This is a genomic window from Streptomyces sp. NPDC059371 (assembly GCF_042751995.1).
In the GTDB taxonomy this organism is placed as follows: domain Bacteria; phylum Actinomycetota; class Actinomycetes; order Streptomycetales; family Streptomycetaceae; genus Streptomyces.
Map to the genome: position 1 here is coordinate 62672 of NZ_JBHYXD010000034.1, position 21354 is coordinate 84025.

18 protein-coding genes are annotated in these 21354 nt (G+C 72.1%); 9 read left to right on the plus strand and 9 right to left on the minus strand.

From position 1 onward, the window contains the following. The first annotated feature begins 95 nt into the window (after positions 1-95). The 3 genes from ACFXGX_RS20735 (at position 96) to idi (ending at position 2541) form a co-directional block, all read left to right on the plus strand. On the plus strand, positions 96-1034 hold the full coding sequence (locus tag ACFXGX_RS20735; RefSeq protein ID WP_384793112.1) for a cation diffusion facilitator family transporter: 939 nt from the start codon (positions 96-98) through the stop codon (positions 1032-1034). Between the two features lie 231 nt (positions 1035-1265). Beyond that, on the plus strand, positions 1266-1823 hold the full coding sequence (locus ACFXGX_RS20740) for a GNAT family N-acetyltransferase (protein ID WP_384793115.1): 558 nt from the start codon (positions 1266-1268) through the stop codon (positions 1821-1823). 124 nt (positions 1824-1947) lie between these two features. Further along, a complete protein-coding gene (gene idi, locus ACFXGX_RS20745; RefSeq protein ID WP_384793118.1) occupies positions 1948-2541 on the plus strand; it encodes an isopentenyl-diphosphate Delta-isomerase in 594 nt (197 codons plus the stop codon). 78 nt (positions 2542-2619) lie between these two features. On the opposite strand, the gene ACFXGX_RS20750 is transcribed toward idi, so the two are convergent. Continuing rightward, entirely contained in the window at positions 2620-3117 is a 498-nt protein-coding gene (locus tag ACFXGX_RS20750; RefSeq protein WP_355765699.1) for an ATP-binding protein, read from the minus strand. 299 nt (positions 3118-3416) lie between these two features. Between ACFXGX_RS20750 and ACFXGX_RS20755 the strand changes: the two genes are divergently transcribed. Next, entirely contained in the window at positions 3417-4160 is a 744-nt protein-coding gene (locus tag ACFXGX_RS20755; protein ID WP_384793121.1) for an enoyl-CoA hydratase/isomerase family protein, read from the plus strand. A gap of 51 nt (positions 4161-4211) precedes the next feature. Here ACFXGX_RS20755 and ACFXGX_RS20760 read toward each other — a convergent pair whose 3' ends face one another. Both ACFXGX_RS20760 and ACFXGX_RS20765 read right to left on the minus strand, forming a co-directional pair. Continuing rightward, positions 4212-4847 (minus strand): DJ-1/PfpI family protein, encoded by a 636-nt coding sequence (locus ACFXGX_RS20760; protein WP_384793124.1) that lies wholly within the window; start codon positions 4845-4847, stop codon positions 4212-4214. A gap of 73 nt (positions 4848-4920) precedes the next feature. Next, the gene (locus ACFXGX_RS20765; protein WP_384793127.1) at positions 4921-5874 is read right to left on the minus strand and encodes a GlxA family transcriptional regulator; all 954 of its coding nucleotides are present in this window, start codon (positions 5872-5874) and stop codon (positions 4921-4923) included. A 112-nt stretch (positions 5875-5986) separates the two neighbouring features. On the opposite strand from ACFXGX_RS20765, the gene ACFXGX_RS20770 reads away from it, so the two are divergent. After that, a complete protein-coding gene (locus ACFXGX_RS20770) occupies positions 5987-6853 on the plus strand; it encodes a hypothetical protein (protein WP_384793130.1) in 867 nt (288 codons plus the stop codon). 145 nt (positions 6854-6998) lie between these two features. After that, a complete protein-coding gene (locus ACFXGX_RS20775) occupies positions 6999-9413 on the plus strand; it encodes a Tex family protein (RefSeq protein WP_384793133.1) in 2415 nt (804 codons plus the stop codon). A 443-nt stretch (positions 9414-9856) separates the two neighbouring features. On the opposite strand, the gene ACFXGX_RS20780 is transcribed toward ACFXGX_RS20775, so the two are convergent. The 3 genes from ACFXGX_RS20780 to ACFXGX_RS20790 all read right to left on the minus strand — a co-directional run bounded on the left by ACFXGX_RS20780 (position 9857) and on the right by ACFXGX_RS20790 (position 13750). After that, complete coding sequence (locus tag ACFXGX_RS20780) at positions 9857-11497, minus strand: ABC-F family ATP-binding cassette domain-containing protein (protein ID WP_384793136.1); 1641 nt, start codon at positions 11495-11497, stop codon at positions 9857-9859. A 127-nt stretch (positions 11498-11624) separates the two neighbouring features. After that, positions 11625-12599: a hypothetical protein gene (locus ACFXGX_RS20785; RefSeq protein WP_384793139.1), complete on the minus strand. Its 975-nt coding sequence runs from the start codon at positions 12597-12599 to the stop codon at positions 11625-11627. A gap of 131 nt (positions 12600-12730) precedes the next feature. After that, positions 12731-13750, minus strand: coding sequence for an oxidoreductase (locus tag ACFXGX_RS20790; protein WP_384793142.1), 1020 nt, complete (start codon positions 13748-13750; stop codon positions 12731-12733). 69 nt (positions 13751-13819) lie between these two features. On the opposite strand from ACFXGX_RS20790, the gene ACFXGX_RS20795 reads away from it, so the two are divergent. Beyond that, positions 13820-14782: an FAD-dependent oxidoreductase gene (locus ACFXGX_RS20795; RefSeq protein ID WP_384793144.1), complete on the plus strand. Its 963-nt coding sequence runs from the start codon at positions 13820-13822 to the stop codon at positions 14780-14782. 181 nt (positions 14783-14963) lie between these two features. Here ACFXGX_RS20795 and ACFXGX_RS20800 read toward each other — a convergent pair whose 3' ends face one another. After that, positions 14964-16922, minus strand: a complete 1959-nt coding sequence (locus tag ACFXGX_RS20800) for a Xaa-Pro dipeptidyl-peptidase (protein ID WP_384793147.1) — start codon at positions 16920-16922, stop codon at positions 14964-14966. A gap of 182 nt (positions 16923-17104) precedes the next feature. Between ACFXGX_RS20800 and ACFXGX_RS20805 the strand changes: the two genes are divergently transcribed. Continuing rightward, positions 17105-18604 (plus strand): M1 family metallopeptidase, encoded by a 1500-nt coding sequence (locus tag ACFXGX_RS20805; RefSeq protein WP_384793150.1) that lies wholly within the window; start codon positions 17105-17107, stop codon positions 18602-18604. 152 nt (positions 18605-18756) lie between these two features. Here ACFXGX_RS20805 and ACFXGX_RS20810 read toward each other — a convergent pair whose 3' ends face one another. Both ACFXGX_RS20810 and ACFXGX_RS20815 read right to left on the minus strand, forming a co-directional pair. Next, the gene (locus tag ACFXGX_RS20810; RefSeq protein ID WP_384793153.1) at positions 18757-19680 is read right to left on the minus strand and encodes an adenosine kinase; all 924 of its coding nucleotides are present in this window, start codon (positions 19678-19680) and stop codon (positions 18757-18759) included. Positions 19681-19858: 178 nt separating this feature from the next. Continuing rightward, complete coding sequence (locus ACFXGX_RS20815) at positions 19859-20338, minus strand: macro domain-containing protein (RefSeq protein WP_384793156.1); 480 nt, start codon at positions 20336-20338, stop codon at positions 19859-19861. 156 nt (positions 20339-20494) lie between these two features. Here ACFXGX_RS20815 and ACFXGX_RS20820 point away from each other — a divergent pair, with 156 nt between their 5' ends. Beyond that, on the plus strand, positions 20495-21193 hold the full coding sequence (locus tag ACFXGX_RS20820; RefSeq protein ID WP_384793159.1) for a MerR family transcriptional regulator: 699 nt from the start codon (positions 20495-20497) through the stop codon (positions 21191-21193). Positions 21194-21354: the final 161 nt, after the last annotated feature.

Here is a 21354-nt window from a genome sequence, read left to right on the forward strand (position 1 = left end):
GGTGTTCAGTGCCGCGTTGCCCGATACCCCCCGCCCGTAGTTGACTGTCACGACCGAGCGGAAGACACCCGAGCGGAAAACAGGAGGCGGCGTTCATGGGGGCTGGGCACGACCACGGGCACGCGCACGGCGCTCCCCCGGCCGGCACGGCGACGGCCGCTTACCGGGGGAGGCTGCGCGTCGCGCTGGCGATCACGCTCACCGTCATGGTCGCCGAGATCGTCGGCGGTCTCCTCGCCGATTCGCTCGCGCTCGTCGCGGACGCGGCACACATGGCGACCGACGCGCTCGGGCTGGGCATGGCCCTTCTCGCGATCCAGTTCGCCGCGCGCCCGCCGAGCGAGAAACGCACCTTCGGCTACGCGCGGGCCGAGATCCTCGCCGCGCTCGCCAACTGTCTGCTGCTGCTCGTCGTCGGCGGCTATGTGCTCGTCGAGGCGATCCAGCGCTTCATCACACCCGCGGACACCCACGGCGGGCTGACGATCGCGTTCGGTGTGTTCGGCCTGGTCGCCAACACGGTCTCGCTGACGCTGCTGATGCGCGGGCAGAAGGACAGCCTGAACGTGCGCGGCGCCTTCCTGGAGGTCGCCGCGGACGCCCTGGGCTCGGTGGCGGTCATCGTCGCCGCCGTCGTGATCATGACCACCGGCTGGCAGGCGGCGGACCCGATCGCCTCGATCGCCATCGCGCTGATGATCGTCCCGCGCACCTGGAAGCTGCTCCAGGAGACACTCGACGTGCTCCTGGAGGCGGCGCCCAAGGGGGTCGACGTGGCGGAGGTGCGCGCTCACATCCTGGCCCTGGACGGGGTCGAGGACATCCACGACCTGCACGCCTGGACCATCACCTCCGGCATGCCGGTGCTCTCCGCGCACGTGGTCGTCAGCTCCGACGTCCTGAACGCGATCGGCCACGAGAAGATGCTGCACGAGCTCCAGGGCTGTCTGGGCGTCCACTTCGACGTCGAGCACTGCACGTTCCAGCTCGAACCGAGCGGACACGCGGAGCACGAGGCGAAGCTCTGCCACTGACGGTCGCGCGGCACGCCCCCGCCCCCGCGACGGGCGGATCCGGCACCGGGAAATCCGGAGGCGGCGCGGGGCGGGCGCTGCTAGCGTGGCCGACGGTCCCAGGAGGTGGGTTGATGACGGCCGTGTCCGGCGCTGCCACGCGCAGCGACCTCGCCGTCCCCGTCTTCCGGGCCCGGGGCTGACCCGCCGTCCACCGACGCGTCGGCCGGGCCCCTCATCCAAGGGTTCCCCATGACCGATCCCCTGCCTGATCCCACGACCGGCCTCACAGCCCACGGCGGTACCGCCTGGCGTACTCGCCGGGAGATCTCCGCGGACGTCGCCGAGGTGCACGCCGTGACCGCCGCCGCCTTCGGCCGGGCGGAGGAAGCCGATCTGGTCGACGCGCTGCGCGCCGATCCCGGAGCGTGGCTGCCCGGCCTGTCGTACGTCGCCGAGGCCCCGGACGGCACGATCGCGGCGTACGCCCTGATCACCCGCTGTCATGTCGACGATGTCCCGGCGGCCGCGCTGGCGCCGGTCGCCGTCCGTCCCGACCTGCACCGCCGAGGCGCCGGATCGGCCGTCGTACGGGCGGTGCTGGAAGCGGCACGCGCGCGGGGCGAGCGGCTCGTCCTCGTGCTCGGGCATCCCGGGTACTACCCGAGGTTCGGCTTCGGGCCCGCCGCCGGCCACGGCATCCGGCCCGGTTTCGACGTGCCGCCCGAACACCTGATGGCCCTCGTCCTCGACGATTCCGTGCCGGTGGCACCGGGCACGATCAGGTATCCGGCCGCGTTCGGCGTCTGACCGACGTGGGCCGCGTGTCCCGCCCCGGGACCCCGGGGCGGGACATGCGGAGAGTCGCGAAGTGCCGGGAGTGCCGGATTCGTACGGCAGACTTGGCCCTGAAAAACCGATGCGAAGGATGGGTATGCCGATCACACCTGCCACCGCGACGCACAGTTCGTCGAACGGCACCGCTGAAGCGATCTTGCTGGAACTGGTCGACGAGGACGGCAACACGATCGGTACGGCGGAGAAGCTCGCGGCCCATCAGCCCCCGGGACAGCTCCACAGGGCGTTCTCGGTGTTCCTCTTCGACGAGCAGGGCCGGCTGCTGCTGCAGCAGCGCGCGCTCGGCAAGTACCACTCCCCCGGCGTCTGGTCGAACACCTGCTGCGGCCACCCCTACCCGGACGAGGCACCCTTCGCGGCGGCGGCCCGGCGGACGTACGAGGAGCTCGGCGTGTCGCCGACGCTGCTCGCCGAGGCGGGCACAGTGCGTTACAACCACCCGGACCCGGACTCGGGCCTGGTGGAGCAGGAGTACAACCATCTGTTCGTCGGGATGGTGCAGTCGGCACCGCGGCCCGACCCGGAGGAGGTCGGCTCGACGGCCTTCGTGACCGCCGCCGAGCTGGCGGAGCGGCACGCGAAGGACCCCTTCTCGGCGTGGTTCATGACGGTGCTGGACGCGGCCCGTCCGGCGATGCGGGAACTGACGGGTCCGTCGGCGGACTGGTAGCCGGTCCGCCGGACGTTCGGACGTCCGGCGCCAGGGTCTGTCTGACGATTCCCGCCGTCGCCCGGCAGACGGGAATCGTCAGACAGACCCTAGCGGCAGGGCGGCCCAGATCACCTTGCCGCCGCCCGCGGTGTACTCGACGTCGCAGCCTCCGCCGAACTCCCGGGTCACCTCACGCACCAGCAGCAGGCCCCGGCCGCCGGTCTGCCCGTAGTCGGCTTCCAGGGCGGTCGGACGGTAGGGGTGGTCGTCCTCGACGGACACCCGCACCCAGTCGGCCCCGACCGCGACCTCCACCGCGAGCATCGGCGACAGAAGTGCCGCGTGCTTGACGGCGTTCGTGACCAGTTCGGAGACGATCAACAGCAGTCCCTGAACGACATCGTCCGAGACCGGAACCCCCTGGCGGACCAGCAGATCACGGACGGCGTGCCGCGCCTGCGGCACCGAGGCTTCGACGGCGGCGGCGGTGAACCGCCACACCCCCTCGTACGGCAGCGGTCCGGGCGATCTGACGTCGGGAGTCGCGACTCCGCCTTCGGGGCTCGGGTCGGACCCGCGCCCGAGGTTCTCCATCGTCCGGTCGCCACCCTTACGCTCGATTGTCACCACACAGTCGAGTGTTGGTAATGCGCCGGTCCGTACCGGTTGACTGAACAGAAGTCAGCAATTATCGCCGATTTCTGATCATCAATGCCAGATAAAGCCAGTCCTATGACAAGAATTGTCACTTCTGTATCGACTTCCGAAACTTTTCGGGTTGTACGGGTTTGACCCCCGGCTGACCCGATTCGTTCCGCGCCGCTCCACCGCCCGCTGTGCCGTCCGGGACCATGATCGGAGTCCGGCCGGACGCTCCGGATAGCATCCGGCGTATGGAGCCGCAGCTGTTGCACCACGTCGGCGACGGGGTCGCCACCGTCGTCATCCATCACCCCGCCAAGCGGAACGCCATGACGACGCCCATGTGGCGAGCGCTGCCGCCGCTGCTGGACGCGCTGAGCGCGCGCGCCGACGTGCACGCGCTCGTGCTCACCGGCGAGGGCGGCACGTTCTGCGCCGGGGCGGACATCTCCACGCTGCGGGAATCGCCGGACGAGGCCCAGGGCCTCGCCGTGCTCGCCGAGGAGGCCCTCGCCGCGTTCCCCAAGCCGACGCTGGCCGCGATCCGCGGCTACTGCGTGGGCGGCGGGTCCCAGCTCGCGGCCGCCTGCGATCTGCGATTCGCGCAGGAGGGCTCGCTGTTCGGGGTGACTCCGGCGAAGCTCGGCATCGTCTACCCGGCTTCCTCCACACGGAGGCTCGCGGCACTGGTGGGGCCGTCCGCCGCCAAGTACCTGCTCTTCTCCGGCGAGTTGATCGACACCGAGCGCGCGCTGCGCACCGGTCTCGTGGACGAGGTACTGCCCGAGGGCGAACTCGAGAAGCGGGTAGCGGAGTTCACCCGCGTCCTGGCGGCGCGCTCGCTGCTGACGCAGGCGGCGGCGAAGGAGTTCGTGAACGGGCGCACCGACCGTGACGCCCACTGGACGCGGCAGGCGCGCGCCGGCGGCGACACCGCGGAGGGGGTCGCCGCCTTCCTCGAACGCAGGCAGCCGCAGTTCACGTGGGCTCCCTGAGGGCTCGCCCGGGGCGCGGGGCGCGGGGCGCGGTACCGGGAGCCGCCCGCTCTACGTCAGGAGGAACCGGCTCCTGCCGCGGAACTCCTCGACGAGGTGCGCGGGCGCCTTCTCCGGGGACCCGGCGTCGTAGGGCGGCTGCGGGTCGTACTCGGTGAGGAGCTGAACGGCCTGGGCGTGTTCGTCCCCGGCGATCCGGCCGAGCAGGGTCAGCCCCATGTCGATGCCGGAGGAGACACCGGCCGAGGTCACATACCCGCCGTCGAACACGACCCGCTCCCCCGTGGGCTTCGCGCCGAAGCGCTCGAGCTGGTCGAGTGCCAGCCAGTGGGAGGTGGCCCGGCGTCCCTTCAGGAGCCCCGCCGCGGCGAGCAGCAGGGACCCGGTGCACACCGAGGTCGTCCAGAGGCTGGTGGCGTCGGCCGCCCGCAGCCAGTCGAGCAGGACCGGGTTGTCCATCTGGCCGCTCTGGCCCGGCCCTCCCGGTACGACCACGATGTCCGGGTGCGGGACCTCCGCGAGGCTCTTGTCCGCGGTCAGCGCGAGCCGGCCCGTGTCGGAGCGGACCGGGCCGGTGCGTTCCGCGACGAAGACGGTGTCCGCGTCGGGCAGCCGGCCGAGCGTCTCGTAGGGGCCCACGGCGTCCAGGGCGGTGAAACGGTCGTAGAGGACGATGGCGATCTGCATCGGAATCCTTTCGCGTGGGGGCATGGCGCCGGGCGGAGCGGCGAGAGTGTCGGCCGCGCGGAGCGGTGGGGTGTCAGGCGGTGGAGACCGGGTGGAAGCGGCGGCGGTACTCCGCGGGGGCCGAGCCGAGGAATTTCAGGAAGGCGCGGCGCATGGCTTCGGGCGTGCCGTAGCCGGACGCCCGGGAGACCTCCTCGATGCCGTCGGCGGTGTCCTCCAGGAGACGGCGGGCGTGTTCGAGCCGTACGCGCTCCACGTACCGGCCGGGTGTCGTGCCCGTCTCCGTCCGGAAGGCCCGCGCGAAGTGCCGGGGCGAGAGACGGGCGCGGACCGCGAGCGACTCGACGCTCAGGTCGTCGCCCGGGTGCTCGGAGATCCAGTGCTGGACCTCGCGCAGCGGTTCGCGTCGCGCGGTCTGGGCGGCGAGCTGGGCGCTGAACTGGGCCTGGTTGCCGGGCCTGCGGAGGAAGACGACGAGATGGCGGGCGATGGTGAGGGCGGCGTCACGGCCCAGGTCGTCCTCCACGAGGGCGAGGGCCAGGTCGATGCCGGAGGTGACGCCCGCCGACGTGGCGACGTTGCCGTCGCGCACGTAGATGGGGTCGGGATCGACCGTGACCGCCGGATGGTCGCGGGCGAGCCGGTCGCAGTGGGCCCAGTGGGTCGTCGCCCGGCGGCCGTCGAGCAGGCCCGCCGCCGCGAGCAGTCCGGCGCCGGTGCACACCGAGACCAGGCGCTCGGCGCGCGGCCCGTGGGCGCGCAGCCAGTCGATCAGCCGGGGATCCGGACGCCGGGTACCGCTGCCGCCGGGAACCAGCAGGGTGTGCGGGTCCGGCGCGTCGGCCAGCGCCTGGTCCGGGACCAGGACGAGGCCGCTGGAGGAGCGGACCCGGGTGCCGTCCAGGGAGGCCGTGCGGATGCCGTACGAGCCGCCGCGGTAGCTCTCGGCGCCCGCGAACACCTCCAGGGGGCCGGTGACGTCAAGGCTCTGCACGCCGTCGAAGAGGACGATCAGGACCGTTCGCATGTCCCGATTGTCGGCCGGTGCGCGGATGGCCGCAATGACGAGGACCCCACCTTTCCTGCCATCGGGAGTCGGGGAGTTCACGACATACCAACCAGTCGGTAATGTGCGGGGTATGACCCCTTCACTGCCGGAGCGCGCCGGCCGGCGCTGCCACAACGTCCTCAATCCGCTGCACTCGACGCACTACTTCTCGCCCGATCTGGGCCGTGAGCTGGCCGCGGTCGGCGTCGAGAACGAGCGCAGCGCCTACTTCGCGGTGCGGGCCGCCGCGATGGGCGCGGTCGGCGCGGGCACGGTGACGGCGACGTTCTTCAACTTCCGGCACGAACTCGTCGCCGGACACGTGCCCGCGGTGTGGCGGGCCGCCTCCCCGGAGACGGTGCTCGCGGCTCGTCTGCGCGCCGTGGACGCGACGCTCCGGCGGCTGCTCGGCGAGGACGTCATCGCGTCCGGGGAGATGGCCGAGGCGGCGAAGCTCGCCCTGCGCGCGGCCGAGGCCTGCACCCGCGCCTCCCGCCCGCTGTACGCCGCTCACGCGGACCTGCCCGTGCCCGCGGAGCCGCACCTGGCGCTCTGGCACGCGGCCACCCTGCTGCGCGAGTACCGGGGCGACGGTCACCTCGCGGTGCTGCTCGACGCCGAGCTCGACCCGGTGGAGGCCCTGGTGAGCCACACCGCGACCGGCAAGGGCATGGCGCCCCGGTGGGTGCTCGGCACACGCGGCTGGTCCCGGCAGGACTGGGAGGCCGCGTCCGGGCGGCTGCGCGAGCGCGGGCTGCTCGACGCGGACGGCGAGCTGACTCCGGCCGGCGCGGAGCTGCGCCGGGACATCGAGGCCCGGACGGACCGCCTCGACCGGGCTCCCTACGAGCACCTGGGCGCCGCCGGGGTCGAACGGCTCACCGAGATCGCGAAGGGCCTGCTGATGACCGCCTTCGCCGCCGGCGCGTTCCCGGAGGGAATGATCGGCAAGGGCTGACGGGCGGCGCCGGGGCGGATGTGCCGGGCGTGGACCGGGTCCGGGCGCGGCGCGCGGTCGCTCCGAGTGTCGCCCTGGGCCCCCGATGTCGGCGTCACCTGCCACAATTGCCGCGCAACCTCAGTGGAGAAGGCGGTACGGGATCGTGACGACACCCCTCGTAGGGTCCATCGAAGGCAGGATCGCCGAAGAACTCGGCGTACGGGAGCGGCAGGTCAAGGCGGCCGTCGACTTGCTCGACGGCGGTTCGACGGTGCCCTTCATCGCCCGCTACCGCAAGGAAGCGACCGAGATGCTCGACGATGCGCAACTGCGCACCCTCGAGGAGCGGCTGCGCTATCTGCGGGAGCTGGAGGACCGGCGGTCCGCGATCCTCGACTCGGTGCGCGAGCAGGGCAAGCTCAGCGCCGAGCTGGAGGCGCAGATCCGGGGCGCCGAGACCAAGGCGCGGCTCGAGGACATCTATCTGCCGTTCAAGCCCAAGCGGCGCACCAAGGCGCAGATCGCGCGCGAGGCGGGTCTGGAGCCGCTGGCCGAAGGGCTGCTCGGCGACCCGTCGGTCGACCCGCTCGCCGCGGCGGCGGCCTTCGTCGACGCCGACAAGGGCGTCGCCGACCCGCAGGCCGCCCTGGACGGCGCCCGGTCGATCCTCACCGAGCGGTTCTCCGAGGACGCCGACCTGATCGGCGAGCTGCGCGAGCGCATGTGGGTGCGCGGACGGCTCGCCGCCAAGGTGCGTGAGGGCAAGGAGGAGGCCGGCGCCAAGTTCGCCGACTACTTCGACTTCGCCGAGCCGTTCAAGGCGCTGCCCTCGCACCGGATCCTCGCCATGCTGCGCGGCGAGAAGGAGGACGTCCTCGATCTCGTCCTGGAGCCGGAGGAGTCCACCGAGGGACCGTCCTCGTACGAGGGGATCGTCGCCCACCGCTTCGGGATCGCCGACCGCGGCCGCCCCGGCGACAAGTGGCTGACGGACACCGCCCGCTGGGCCTGGCGCACCCGCATCCTGGTGCACCTCGGCATCGACATGCGCCTGCGGCTGCGCACCGCCGCCGAGGACGAGGCGGTGGACGTCTTCGCGGCGAACCTGCGGGACCTGCTGCTCGCGGCCCCGGCGGGCACGCGCGCGACGCTGGGCCTGGACCCCGGTTTCCGTACGGGCGTGAAGGTCGCCGTCGTCGACGCGACCGGCAAGGTCGTCGCCACGGACGTCATCCACCCGCATGTCCCGGCCAACCGGTGGGACGAGGCCATCGCCAAGCTCGCCCGGCTCTCCAAGGAGCACGCGGTCGACCTGGTCGCGATCGGCAACGGCACGGCGTCGCGCGAGACCGACAAGCTCGCCGGTGAGCTGATCACGAAGCACCCGGAGCTGAAGCTCACCAAGGTGATGGTGTCGGAGGCGGGCGCCTCGGTGTACTCCGCGTCCGCGTTCGCCTCGCAGGAGCTGCCCGACATGGACGTGTCGCTGCGCGGCGCCGTCTCCATCGCGCGCCGGCTCCAGGACCCGCTGGCCGAACTGGTGAAGATCGACCCGAAGTCGATCGGTGTCGGGCAGTACCAGCACGACCTGTCCGAGGTGAAGCTGTCGCGCTCGCTCGACGCGGTGGTCGAGGACTGTGTGAACGGCGTGGGCGTGGACGTGAACACCGCCTCCGCCCCGCTGCTGGCGCGGGTCTCCGGCATCACCTCCGGCCTCGCGGAGAACATCGTCGCGCACCGCGACGCCAACGGCCCCTTCACCTCCCGTACGGCCCTCAAGGGCGTGGCCCGGCTCGGTCCGAAGGCGTACGAGCAGTGCGCGGGCTTCCTGCGGATCCAGGGCGGCAGCGACCCGCTGGACGCGTCCAGCGTGCACCCCGAGGCGTACCCCGTGGTGCGGCGGATGGTGAAGACGGCGGGCAGCGAGGTCGCGTCGCTGATCGGCAACACGAGCGTGCTGCGCTCGCTGAAGCCGGCCGAATTCGTCGACGAGACCTTCGGTCTGCCGACCGTCACGGACATCCTCAGGGAGCTGGAGAAGCCGGGTCGCGACCCGCGTCCCGCCTTCAAGACGGCCACCTTCAAGGAGGGCGTGGAGAAGATCTCCGACGTGGTGGCCGGGATGGTCCTGGAGGGCGTCGTCACGAACGTGGCCGCGTTCGGCGCGTTCGTGGACATCGGCGTCCACCAGGACGGGCTCGTGCACGTCTCCGCGATGTCCAAGACCTTCGTCAAGGACCCGCGGGACGTCGTGAAGTCCGGCGACATTGTCAGGGTGAAGGTCCTGGAGATCGACATCCCGCGCAAGCGGATCTCGCTGACGCTGCGGCTGGACGACGAGGCGGCGGCTCCGGAGGCCGAGGGCGGCGGCGGCCGGTCCCAGCGGGGCGGACGGCCGCCCCAGCAGCGCGGCCAGCAGCGGCAGGGCCGCGGCGGCGGTGCGGGCGGTGGCACGGGCGGTGGCTCAGGCGGTGGCGCCGGGGGCGGCTCCCGGCAGGCTCCGCCGCCGGCGAACAGCGCCATGGCCGACGCCCTGCGCCGCGCGGGTCTGAGCGGCCCCGAGCGGGGCCGGAAGTGACACCGGGCTGACACACGGAAGGGGCGGCTGCCGATTCGGCGGCCGCCCCTTCCACTTCCGCACCGGGCAGACCGGAACAGCCGAAGGCCGGGAGACCCGGGAGGCCGGAGCCCCGGGGGCCGGAAGACCCGGGGCCGGGGCCGGAATCCGCCGATGGCTGTGGCTGGGTGGCCGGCGGCCGCATGGGCGCCCGGACGACCGGGTGGCTGATGGCCGGGGCCGGGAGCCCGTGGCCGGAGGCCGCAAGGCCCGGGGGCCGGAAGCCCGACGCCGGGCGTCCACAAGGCCGGCAGACCTGGGAGCCCGAAGGCCGGGAGGCCGGGAGGCCGGGAGGCCGGGAGGCCGCGAGGCCGCGAGGCCGGAGGCCGCGAGGCCGGAGGCCGGCAGGCCTGGGAGCCCGTGGCCGGAGGCCGGCAGGCCGCAGGGCCCAGGGTTCGCGAGGGTCAGCGTTCTGTCACCTTGCCGGCTGCCACCTCCAGGCGGCGGGTCGTGTGGACCGCCTCCAGCATGCGGCGGTCGTGGGTGACCAGCAGGAGCGTGCCCTCGTAGGAGTCCAGGGCCGATTCGAGCTGCTCGATGGCCGGCAGGTCGAGGTGGTTCGTCGGCTCGTCCAGGACCAGCAGGTTGACGCCCCGGCCCTGGAGGAGGGCCAGCGCCGAGCGGGTGCGCTCGCCCGGCGAGAGCGTGGCCGCCGGGCGCATGACGTGGTCCGCCTTCAGGCCGAACTTGGCCAGCAGCGTGCGGACCTCGGCGGGCTCCGTATCCGGGACGGCCGCGCCGAACGCGTCCAGCAGCGACTCGGAGCCGTGGAAGAGCTTGCGGGCCTGGTCCACCTCGCCGACGACCACACCCGAGCCGAGCGTGGCGTGTCCGGAGGACAGCGGCACCCGGCCGAGCAGCGCGCCCAGCAGGGTCGACTTGCCCGCGCCGTTCGCGCCGGTGACGGCCACCCGGTCCGCCCAGTCGATCTGGAGGGTCGCCGGGCCGAAGGTGAAGTCCCCACGCCGTACCTCGGCGTCCCGCAGCGTGGCGACCACCGCGCCCGACCGCGGGGCCGCCGCGATCTCCATGCGCAGCTCCCACTCCTTGCGGGGCTCGTCGACGACGTCCAGCCGCTCGATCATGCGCTGTGTCTGCCGGGCCTTCGCGGCCTGCTTCTCGCTGGCCTCGCTGCGGAACTTGCGGCCGATCTTGTCGTTGTCGTTGTTCGCCTTGCGCCGGGCGTTCTTGACGCCCTTGTCCATCCAGCCCCGCTGCATCTGGGCGCGGCCTTCGAGGGCGGAGCGCTTGTCGGAGTACTCCTCGAAGTCCTCGCGCGCGTGCCGGCGGGCGGTGTCGCGCTCTTCGAGGTACGCCTCGTAGCCGCCGCCGTACAACGTGATCTGCTGCTGGGCCAGGTCGAGTTCGAGGACCTTGGTGACCGTGCGGGTGAGGAACTCGCGGTCGTGGCTGACGACGACGGTCCCGGCGCGCAGACCGGAGACGAAGCGCTCGAGGCGCTCCAGACCGTCCAGGTCGAGGTCGTTGGTGGGCTCGTCGAGCAGGAAGACGTCGTAGCGCGAGAGCAGCAGGGAGGCGAGTCCGGCCCGGGCCGCCTGGCCGCCGGACAGGGATGTCATCGGCTGGTCGAGACCGACGCCGAGCCCCAGGGAGTCGGCGACCTCCTCGGCGCGTTCGTCCAGGTCGGCGCCGCCGAGGTCGAGCCAGCGCTCCAGGCTGTTCGCGTACGCGTCGTCCGCGCCGGGCGCCCCGTCGACGAGGGCCTGCGTCGCCGCGTCCATCACCCGCTGGGCCTCGTCGACGCCCGTCCGGCGGGCGAGGAAGTCCCGTACGGTCTCGCCCTCCCGGCGCTCCGGCTCCTGGGGCAGGTGCCCCACGGTCGCGGAGGGCGGGGAGAGCCGCAGCTCGCCCTGTTCCGGGGTGAGGAGGCCGGCGAGGAGCCGCAGCAGCGTGGACTTGCCCGCGCCGTTGGCGCCGACGAGCCCGATCACATCGCCGGGCGCGACGACGAGGTCGAGTCCGGCGAAGAGCGCGCGGTCGCCGTGTCCGGCGGTGAGATTCTTGGCGACGAGAGTGGCAGTCATCAGGGAGCCGATTTTAACGGCCCGCCGGAACACCCTTGCGCCACGGATCCTGGTACGTGGGGACTGCGCGGACTGCCGAGCGCACGGGCTCCGGCGTGGTGAGCCTTGCTCAGCCGATGGCGAGCGATCAGCTCTGAGGCTGCCGCCCCGGCTCGCTGGTGTCGGTCGGTGCGGACTCGGACCGCTGCGGGGACGAACCGCCCTCTGGTCCGGACGACAGGATCGATTCCATGAGTCGCTGGGCGGCAGTGCTGCGTGTCGCCCGTTCCATTTCCGAGAGAAGGCGCTCTGCCGCGAGGGATCGGGAGAGTTCGAGGGGTTGCCTAAAATACATCAAGAGGTGTTGCGAGGCGCTTTCCTGAGACCGTACGAAGGTACGACCGATATAGGCGGCAATCGCGGCGCCGATCGCACTGAGGGTGCCGGCGACGACGGTCTTGGCCGTAGTGTCGGCGGTAAGGGCGAGAGACGCACCCAGAATGAGGACGACGAACCCGGCGCTCATGGCTACTTGCCCGTTGCGGAAGCTCTGTTCCGCCTGCTTGGTCACGATCCTGTGATAGTAGGCGAGCCGCTTCTCCGTCACGTCCCACAGAACAGGAAGCCGAAGGCCATTGGCTTGATCCACGGCCGCCTCCGCCCGATCCAGTTCCTGTCGAGCGTCCGCCAGCCAGAACCGGTCATTGTGAATCTTCCGCTGCGTCTTGCGATACCGCCGACCGCATTCGTAGACGATGAATCCCGCGACGACTTGCCCCGTAATGGAGTTGAGCAAATTCAGGGGCGAGGAGCTTGAGATCTTGGGTAAGAGGTCACCTCGGTAGGCTCCGTAGGAGATCAGGAGGAGACCGCAGAGCGCGGCGACGACTTCGCAGCTCAGGCCTCTGCGCCGTTCCGATGAATCGGCCCAGGAGACCCTCTCGCGGCGTTGCTTTTCCTCGTCGACGGGATCTCGCACCGTATTTCTCGCGCTGCCGGAGGGTTGGGCCTGGAAGGCCGCCGCCGTCTGCGACGGCAGGGTCACCGGTTGATGTCCGGAGTCCGGAACAACCCGTTGGGCATCACCACCGGCGCCACCAGCCTCGGGAGTCTCGTCTGCCATGACCCCCATGCTCCCAGCCGGAGATCCGCCGAGGTGCGGCTTTGTCACAACGGACTCCCGCGGAGGACGGCTGCGGCCCGGTCCGCGGGCGCACACCCTCGCGTGAAGGCTTGGGCGCTCCGGGCCGGTGGTCAGTGGGCCAATGCCGTGACCAGGACGCTTTCGGAGGTTCGGGCCACGAGGAACGAGTCCTTCTTTGCCGTCTTGGCGGTCAGCGGGATCCGGTGGTGGCCGGGGTCCAGAATGCCGTCGAAGAGGTCGTGGGTGCGGGTGCGGGAGAGACGGTCGCGGCGGTAGGCGGTCAGGCGGACCCGGCAGGTGGAGGTGACCTCGACAGCGGCCTCGCGGTCGGCGGCGACCAGGCCGGTGAGCCGGCGCAGTTCCCGGGGGCTGCGGTCCAGGGCGTGTTCGATCTGGGCGACCAGCAGCGGGACGATCGGCGCGAGTCCCTCGACGTGGGGCACGTCGACCCCCGCGCCACGGAAGGACTCCCTTACGGCGGCGCGTGCTTCGTCGGGGACGGACCGGCCGAACAACACCGCGCCGTAGGAGCGCAGTTCGTCCGCCGGGACCCCCACGGTGTCGCGGGCGATGTCGACGCCGATGCCGACGGCCCGCAGGGCGGCGGCCGGCTTCGCGAGCGGGGCGCCCCGGGCACCGATCAACAGAACACGGCGGCGGGCGGCCGCGTCACCGTCGAGCAGGGAGTTCAGCGCGCCGCGGTACTCGGGGCCGCGGAAGCGGAAGGGCCCTACGCCGTGGTAGCCGTTGCGTTCCAGATCGGCCCGTTCGCCGGTCTGCCAGGCGAAGTCCCGCCAGACGTAGTCGTCGCCGTCGCTCTCGATGACCGCGGTGACGGCACCGCATTCGACGCTCTCGCACTCGGGACAGCCGTAGATGACGTGCCTGCCCCCGTCGAGCGGAGCCTCCGCCTCAAGGAGGAGGCTGCGCACCTGGGCGGTGAAGATCGCGGGCGGCACGTCGGAGGCGATCGGGGAGACCGCGTCGAGGCCGGAGAGCCGGTCCAGCAACGGGCGTCCGCCGACGACGAAGTCGACGGCGTCCCGGCGTGCTCGGTGGTCACCGCCCGCGAGGACTCCACCGGCACGCGTCGCCGGGGCCAGGCCGAAGGTGGCGTACTCGGAGGACATGCTGTGAGTATCCCCGGGCGGAGCGTGACGAGACACCTCTGTCCTGGCATGTTCCGCTAACGTCCCCGCATGGAGAAGCCCGGGAGCGGTGAGGTGATCGTGGTCGGCGGCGGGGTCGTCGGCCTGACGACGGCCGTGGTGCTGGCCGAGGCCGGCAGACGGGTCCGGGTGTGGGCGCGGGAGCCCGCCGAGCGGACCACCTCGGCTGTTGCGGGGGCGTTGTGGTGGCCGTATCGCATCGCGCCGAAGGAACTGGCCCGTGTCTGGGCCCTGGAATCGCTCTCCGTGTACGAGGGGTTGGCGGCGCGGCCCGACGTGAGTGGCGTACGCCTGGTCGAGGGGGTCATGGGCGAGACGCGGCTGGACGAGCTGGGGTCGTGGGCGGCCCGCATACCCGGACTGCGCGCGGCGACGGCCGAGGAGTATCCGGGCACCGCGCTGCGGGCACGGCTGCCGTTGCTCGACATGCCCGTGCATCTGCGCCATCTGCGGGAACGGTTGCTGCGGGCGGGCGGGACGGTCGAGGAGCGGACGGTGACGGACCTCGCGGAGCCGGACGCGCCGGTCGTCGTGAACTGCTCGGGCCTCGGCGCCCGTGATCTCGTCCCGGATCCGGCCGTTCGGCCCGTTCGCGGGCAGCTCGTGATCGTCGAGAATCCCGGGATCCGTGAGTGGCTCGTCTCGACGGACCCGGCGGCCGGGACGACGACGTACGTCTTCCCGCAGCCGGACCGGGTGATCCTCGGCGGCACCACGGACGACGACGACTGGTCGCTGGTTCCGGACCCGGAGGCGGCGGCGCGGATCGTCGAGCGGTGCGCGGCACTGCGCCCGGAGGTCGCCGGAGCCCGTGTGCTCGGTCACCGGGTGGGGCTGCGGCCGGTGCGCGAGACGGTGCGGCTGGAACGCGAGGTGCGGCCGGACGGGAGGGTGCTGGTGCACAACTACGGGCACGGGGGCGCCGGAGTCACGGTGGCGTGGGGATGCGCGCGGGAGGTGGCCGGACTCGTCGGTCCGGCCGCCTCCCGCTGAACTCCGGCCGCGGCGGGCAGGAGGTCGGCGGGCCTGTGAGCCTGCGGGGTCGGCGGGCCCGGGACTAGCGGGCCCGCCGGGTCAGCGGGTTGGTCAACAGGTCGGCCGGCCCGAGGGGCGGCGGGTCGGCCGGCCCGTAGGTCAACGGGTCGGCCGGCCCGAGGGGCGGCGGGCCCGCGGGTCAGTCGGCCTCCCCCGGGACGCGGAGCGCGGGGCGCGGGGCGCGTACGCCGCCGAGGACGGACGCGGAAGGTGCCGCCGTGGAGCCCGTCGTCGCCCGCTCGAACGCGTCCGCGCCGCCCACCAGGGGCACCCGGGCCGAGGTGCGGGACAGGTCGAGCGTCAGGGTCGGTGTTCCGGCCGGAGGGTCGATCAGATCCTTGTCGGTGCCCGCGACGATCAGCGCGAGCCGGTGCCCCTTCGGGACCACGTGGTCCGTGGCCGCCAGGTCGAGCGTGATGGTGTACGCCGTGCCCGGGGTGAGCGCGACGCCCCTGTCCGAGGCGTAGTTGCCGAGGTCGGCCCAGCCGCGGCTGACGACGGTGTAGTCGACGTCGGTCCTGGCCGCCTCGGTCACCTTGTAGCAGGAGCTGTCGCCTGCCGTGCTCGCGCCCCAGCAGGTGCGGTCGGTGAGGGTCGTGACGCCCTCGCCGGAGCCCGCGTAGTCACGGATGGTGTCCGGGCCCAGGTCGACGAGGACCGCCGAGAGGTGGGCCGCCGAGGTGGTGGGTGTGGCGGTGACGGTCACCTTGGAGGAGCCGGAGAGCCGCAGGTCGCGGGTGAGCGGCCGGGTGGTGAAGCCGGCCTTGTCCGCTGTCGGTCGGTCGATGTTCGCGGCCCAGTCGGTCTCGCTCTGCCGCGGGTCGTCGGTGAAGGTCTCGGTGCCGGATCCGCGGCCGAGTCCGAGGGTGCCGACGCCCGGCCGCGTGCCCGTGCCCGGCCGCAGGGTCGTGGCGCCGGTGGCGCGGGGCGGCCAGACGGCGGAGGTCGTCCACTGGTCGGGGTGGCGTTCGACGTCGGCCATCGGCTCGTGGTCGATGCCGTTGTCGTAGCCGAGGAGTTCGTGGTCGAACCAGCGGTGCAGGGTGTCGACCCAGGCTCCGCGACGGAAGTCGAAGGGGTCGACATGGCCGGTCTGGGAGAGCCAGATCTTGCGGTCGACACCGTTCTTGGCGAGGGCGTCCCACCACTGGCCGAAGTTCTTGGTGCGGACGTTGAGGTCCTGCATGCCGTGGACGAGGAAGACGCTGGCCTTCACCTTCGAGGCGTCCTTGACGTAGTCGCGCTCGGTCCACAGCGACGTCCAGTCGCCCGTGCGCGGCGCGCCGTCGACCAGCTTCCGCTGCACCGCCGCGCACTTGGCGCGGGCGTCGGGGCTGTCGACGTAACCGGACAGCCAGTCGGGGCCGGAGTCGTAGAGCGGGGCGCCCTTGGCGAAGTAGTAGTCGTACCAGGAGGAGATGGCGCTGATCGGCACGATGGTCTTCAGGCCCTTCACGCCGGTGGCGGCGACGCCGTTGGCGATGGTGCCGTCCCAGCTCTTGCCGATCATCCCGGTCCTGCCGTTGGTCCAGCCGGCTCTGGCCCTCGTGGTCCCGGCGCGGGTGGTGTAGCCCCTGGCGCGGCCGTTCAGCCAGTCGATCACCGCCTTGGCGGACCGGACGTCGGAGCGGCCGCCGACGTCGACGCAGCCGTCGGAGCGGTCGGTGCCGGCGAGGTCGACGCCGACGAAGGCGTAGCCGCGCGGGACGAAGTAGTTGTCGTAGAACAGCGGCATCTGGACGACGTGGCCGTTCGCGTCGTACGTCTTCTTCTGGCTCTCGTTGCCGCGCCCGCAGCAGGAGTAGTACGGGCTGGCGTCCATGATCACGGGGATCCTGCGTCCCTGGCGGGCGAGTTCGCGCGGCCGGACGATGTCGACGGCGACGCGGTCGTGCCGTCCGTCGTTGTCGCCGTCGAGGCCGGTGTCGACCCAGACGGATTCGCGGATCGCGTTCTCGTACGAGTAGACCGGCGTGCTCTGCCGCGGGGCGCCGTGTGCGGCGGCCGGGACGAGTAAGGCGGCCATCAGGGCGGCCACGGCCGCCGTCGCGAGCGATCTCCAGGTCATGAAGCGCGTTCGGCTCACTGGTATCGGCATGCGCGGAACGTACCCCGGTCAACTCCCGTGCGACAGAGGGTCGGTGACAGGCCCCTGGGGCCGGATGGCTCATGTCGGCCGAATGGCGATCGTGTGACAGGGGTGGCCGTGGACATGACTGGTGCCCCAGGGACTGAATAGGCTCCGGACGGACTTCACGCCCCGACGACTTGGAGCTTGACGTGCACCGCAGACTCATCGCCCCGGGCGCCCTCGCCGCCTCCCTGCTGCTGGCGATCCCGGCATCGGCGGCAAGTTACACCCCGGGAGCACCGGGCATCGGCGACCCCTACTACCCGGCCTACGGCAACGGCGGATACGACGTCTCGCACTACGACCTGAGGCTCACGTACCAGCCGACGACGGACGAACTGGAGGGCACGGCCACCCTCCTGGCGACCACGACGCAGGACCTGTCCCGGTTCGATCTGGACTTTCTGCTCGACGTGAGCGAGGTCCGGGTCAATGGCGTGAAGGCGTCGTTCGCCCGGTCGGGCGAGCACGAGCTGGAGGTCACGCCGGCGAAGCCGCTCGCCAAGGGGACGTCGGTCACCGTCGTCGTCCGCTACAGCGGAGTGCCGTCGACGAAGAGCGCGTACGGCTTCTCGACCTGGCACCGCACCCCGGACGGGGCGGTCGCGGCGGACGAGCCCGAGTCGGCCTGGTGGTGGTACCCGAGCAACGACCACCCGCTCGACAAGGCGACCTACGACGTCTCGGTGGCCGTCCCGGACGGTACCCAGGCGATCTCCAACGGCACGCTCCAGTCGACGAGTTCACGGCTCGGCTGGACCCGCTACAACTGGCGGTCCAACAAGCCGCAGGCCACGTATCTGACCACGCTCGCGGTCGGGAGGTTCGACATCACGAGCGGCACCTCCGAGGGCGGCGTCCCGGTCGTCAACGCCTACAGCAAGGACCTCGGCGACAACGACGGAGCGGCGCGCGCCAGTGTCGAGCGCACGGGCGAGCTGGTCGACTGGCTGAGCGGCTACTTCGGGCCGTATCCCTTCAGCAGTGCCGGCGGTTACGTCCCCAACACCACCACCGGGTACGCGCTGGAGACCCAGACCCGGGTGTACTACAGCCCGCGCCAGTTCGCCAACGGCTCCAACACCTCCGTGGTCGTGCACGAGTTGGCGCACCAGTGGTTCGGCGACGACGTGTCGCTGAAGGGCTGGAAGGACATCTGGATCAACGAGGGCTTCGCACGCTACGCGCAGTGGCTGTGGTCGGAGCACGAGGGCGAGGGCACGGCGCAGGAGCTCGCGGACTACGTGTACGCCTCGCATCCGGCGGACGACGCCTTCTGGACGGTGGCGCCCGGAGACCCGGGGCCCGACAACCAGTTCGACATCGCGGTCTACGACCGGGGCGCTCTGGCGGTGCAGGCGCTGCGCAACGAGGTGGGGGACGCCACCTTCTTCGCCATTCTGAAGGGGTGGCCGAAGGAACACGCCTACGGGAACGCGTCGGTCGCCGACTTCCAGAAGTACGCGGAGCAGGTGTCCGGCCGGTCGCTCGCCGCCGGCTTCGACACCTGGCTGTTCCAGCCGTCGAAGCCGGCGGCCCCCTCGGCGCGTAACGCAGGGCTCGCCCCCGCATCGGCCGCGAAGGGTGCCGTAGCCCGGCCGAAGTCGTGGAAAAAGATCGCCGCCACGAACTCGGTCCACTCCGGCTGAGGCTCGGACCGCCCGCCCCGGCCGGGGCGGGCGGTTCCCGCGGCGAGCGGGCCGTGCCGCCCCGCGGCGGATGCCGCGGACACGCGGTGGTTCGGTGGGGACCCTTGTGGCACGCGGTGGTTCGGCTGGTGGCACCTGTGTCACACGGAGGCTCAGCGGGGGACGGCCCTCACCTCCGACTCGCCCACCTGGGCGAGGAGTTCCGCGCGGGTGACGGCGTCGGCCCGGGTCGCGGGCACCGTGCAGGCGTAGGCGCCGGCCACCGCGCCGTACAGGGCGCAGCGCCCGACCGGTTCGCCGGTCAGACGGCCGAAGAGGAATCCCGCGGCGAAGGCGTCCCCCGCGCCGTTCGAGTCGACGACCGGTGTGCGGGGCGGGATCGCGGGGATGTGGGTCACCTCGCCGTCGGCCAGTACGTACGCGCCCTCGGCACCGGCGGTGGCGACGACGACCTCGGCCCGGCCACGCTCCATGATCTTCCGCATGGTGCGCTCGTGGTCGGCGAGGGCGGTGGTGGAGACGAACACGACGTCGGCGGTGTAGGCGAAGGCCTCGTGGTACGGGTTCTCGCCGTCCCAGTTGTGCAGATCGGTCGAGATGGACACCCCGGCCTCCCGGAGGACCGGCAGGGCGAAGGCGCAGGGGTGGGTGATGGACACATGGGCGTGCCGGCTCGACGCGGCCAGGTCCCGCACCGTGTCCTCGGGCAGCCGGTCCCCTTCGCCCGCCCGGCTGTCGTCGTACAGGGACAGCCTGCGCCCGTCGGGGCCGACGAGGTTGACCGCGCGCTTGGTGCCCGCGGGCTGGGGGACCTCGGTGAGCGCGATGCCCCGCTCCCGGTGCAGGGCTCGCACGAGGTCGCCCTCGGGGTCGTCGCCGAGCATGTCGAGGTGGTGCGTGCGCAGGCCGAGGGTGTGCAGTCCCAGCGCGACGAAGTCACCGGTCTGTCCGGCCCGGGTCTCGATACCTGGGCGGATCATGTAGCTGTCGGCGTAGGGCAACGGCAGTTCGGGGACGTGGACGATCGTGTCCACACCCGCTCCGCCCAGGACGAGGACGTCGATGTCGCGGCTCATGACACTCCCTTTCGGACGCGAGCAGCGAGTCAACCAGGCCCCCGACGATCACCGCAAGGAATTGCAGAAACTTCCGCAAGCCCTTCCGCGCACTCCTTCCGCGGCCGGCTTCCGCGCTCGCTCACCCGCCTGCTCGGGCCGAGGATGCCGCCCGTCGCCCCGGCGCCTCCGGTGCCGGTCAGCCGCCGTGGTCGTACACCGTCACCGCCAGGCCGCGGCGCACCAGCCGCTCGGTGACCAGCGGTTCCACCCGCGCCCAGGTACCACCGGCCAGACCGCATCCGATGCGCGGCATGTGCACGGAGGCCCCGAGCTCGACCGCCCGGTCGGCCAGCAGCGCGAGTGAGGCGTCGATGGCCTCGTAGCGCACGGGCACTCCCTTGCTGCCGGTGCGTATCCCCCGCTGGCCCACCAGGTTCGCCACCCACACATACGGCTCGACCTGGACGAACTGGGCCGCGCCCAGGCCGAAGTCGTTGCCGGCGCGGCCGCGGTGCCAGGCGCGGTAGGCGGCCTCGGGCTCCGGCCAGCGGCGGGAGAGCGCCAGCACGAAGCCCTTCCCCCAGCCCCCGATGTCGTTGCACAGGTGGGCGATCAGCTTGACCCCCTTGGCCAGGGGAACGGTGGCATCACCGCGGACATACCTGATCTCCGACATGCCACCACCGTAGAGGCCGCCACTGACATCGACAGTGGTACGCACGCCGGTGGACAGGAGCTTTCACAACACTGGTGAGACAGCAATACTGTTGCACCGCGCCGTCACCCCTCACCCCGGACGCGCGCCGCACGACGCGAGAGGCGAGGACCTGGCATGACGACGGACACCGAGGAGCCGAAACTCACGGTCGACGAACTGGCCGCGCGCGCGGGCGTCACCGTCCGCACAGTCCGCTTCTACAGCGCCAGGGGCCTGCTTCCGCCGCCCGTGATCGGCCCCCGCCGGGTGGGCCACTACAGCCAGGAGCATCTGGCCCGGCTCGCGCTCATCGAGGAGTTGCAGCACCAGGGCATGACGCTGGCCGCGATCGAGCGCCACCTGACGCAGTTGCCGCCCGGTCTGAGCGCGCACGACCTCGCCATCCACCGTGCCGTGGTGGCCTCCTGGGCGCCCGACGCGATGGAGGACGTGACCCGGGGGGAACTGGAACGGCGGGCCGGGCGGCCGCTCGGTGACTCGGACCTGGAGCGGCTCGCCGCGATGGGCGTCGTCGAAGGGACGGGGGACCCGCTCCGGCTGGACCCCGGGCTGCTGAAGCTCGGCCTGGAGCTCCTGGACGTACCGATCGCGGACGAGACGATCCTCGCCGCGCGGACCGTCCTGCTGGACCACTCGCGCGCCGCGGCCCACGAACTGTCCGGCCTGCTGCGCAACGCCGTGGGCGACCAGGACTCCGTGGCGGCCGTGAAGTCGCTGTCGGCGCACATGCAGCCGCTGGTCGTGCAGGCGCTGCTGACCGCGTTCCAGCGCTCGTTGAAGGACGAGTTGCGGGAATGGCTCAAGGAGCCCTGACCGCCCCCGTGGAGCCAGGTCGTGTCCTCAAGGTCGCGCCCGCCGCCGCGTGGGGCGGGCGGCGACCAGACCCGCGCGCGGCGGGGCGGGGCCCCGGCGCGGGGGCGCGCGGCGCCCCCCGCCCGCGCGCGCGCGCGCGCCCCCCCCCCCCCCCCCCCCCC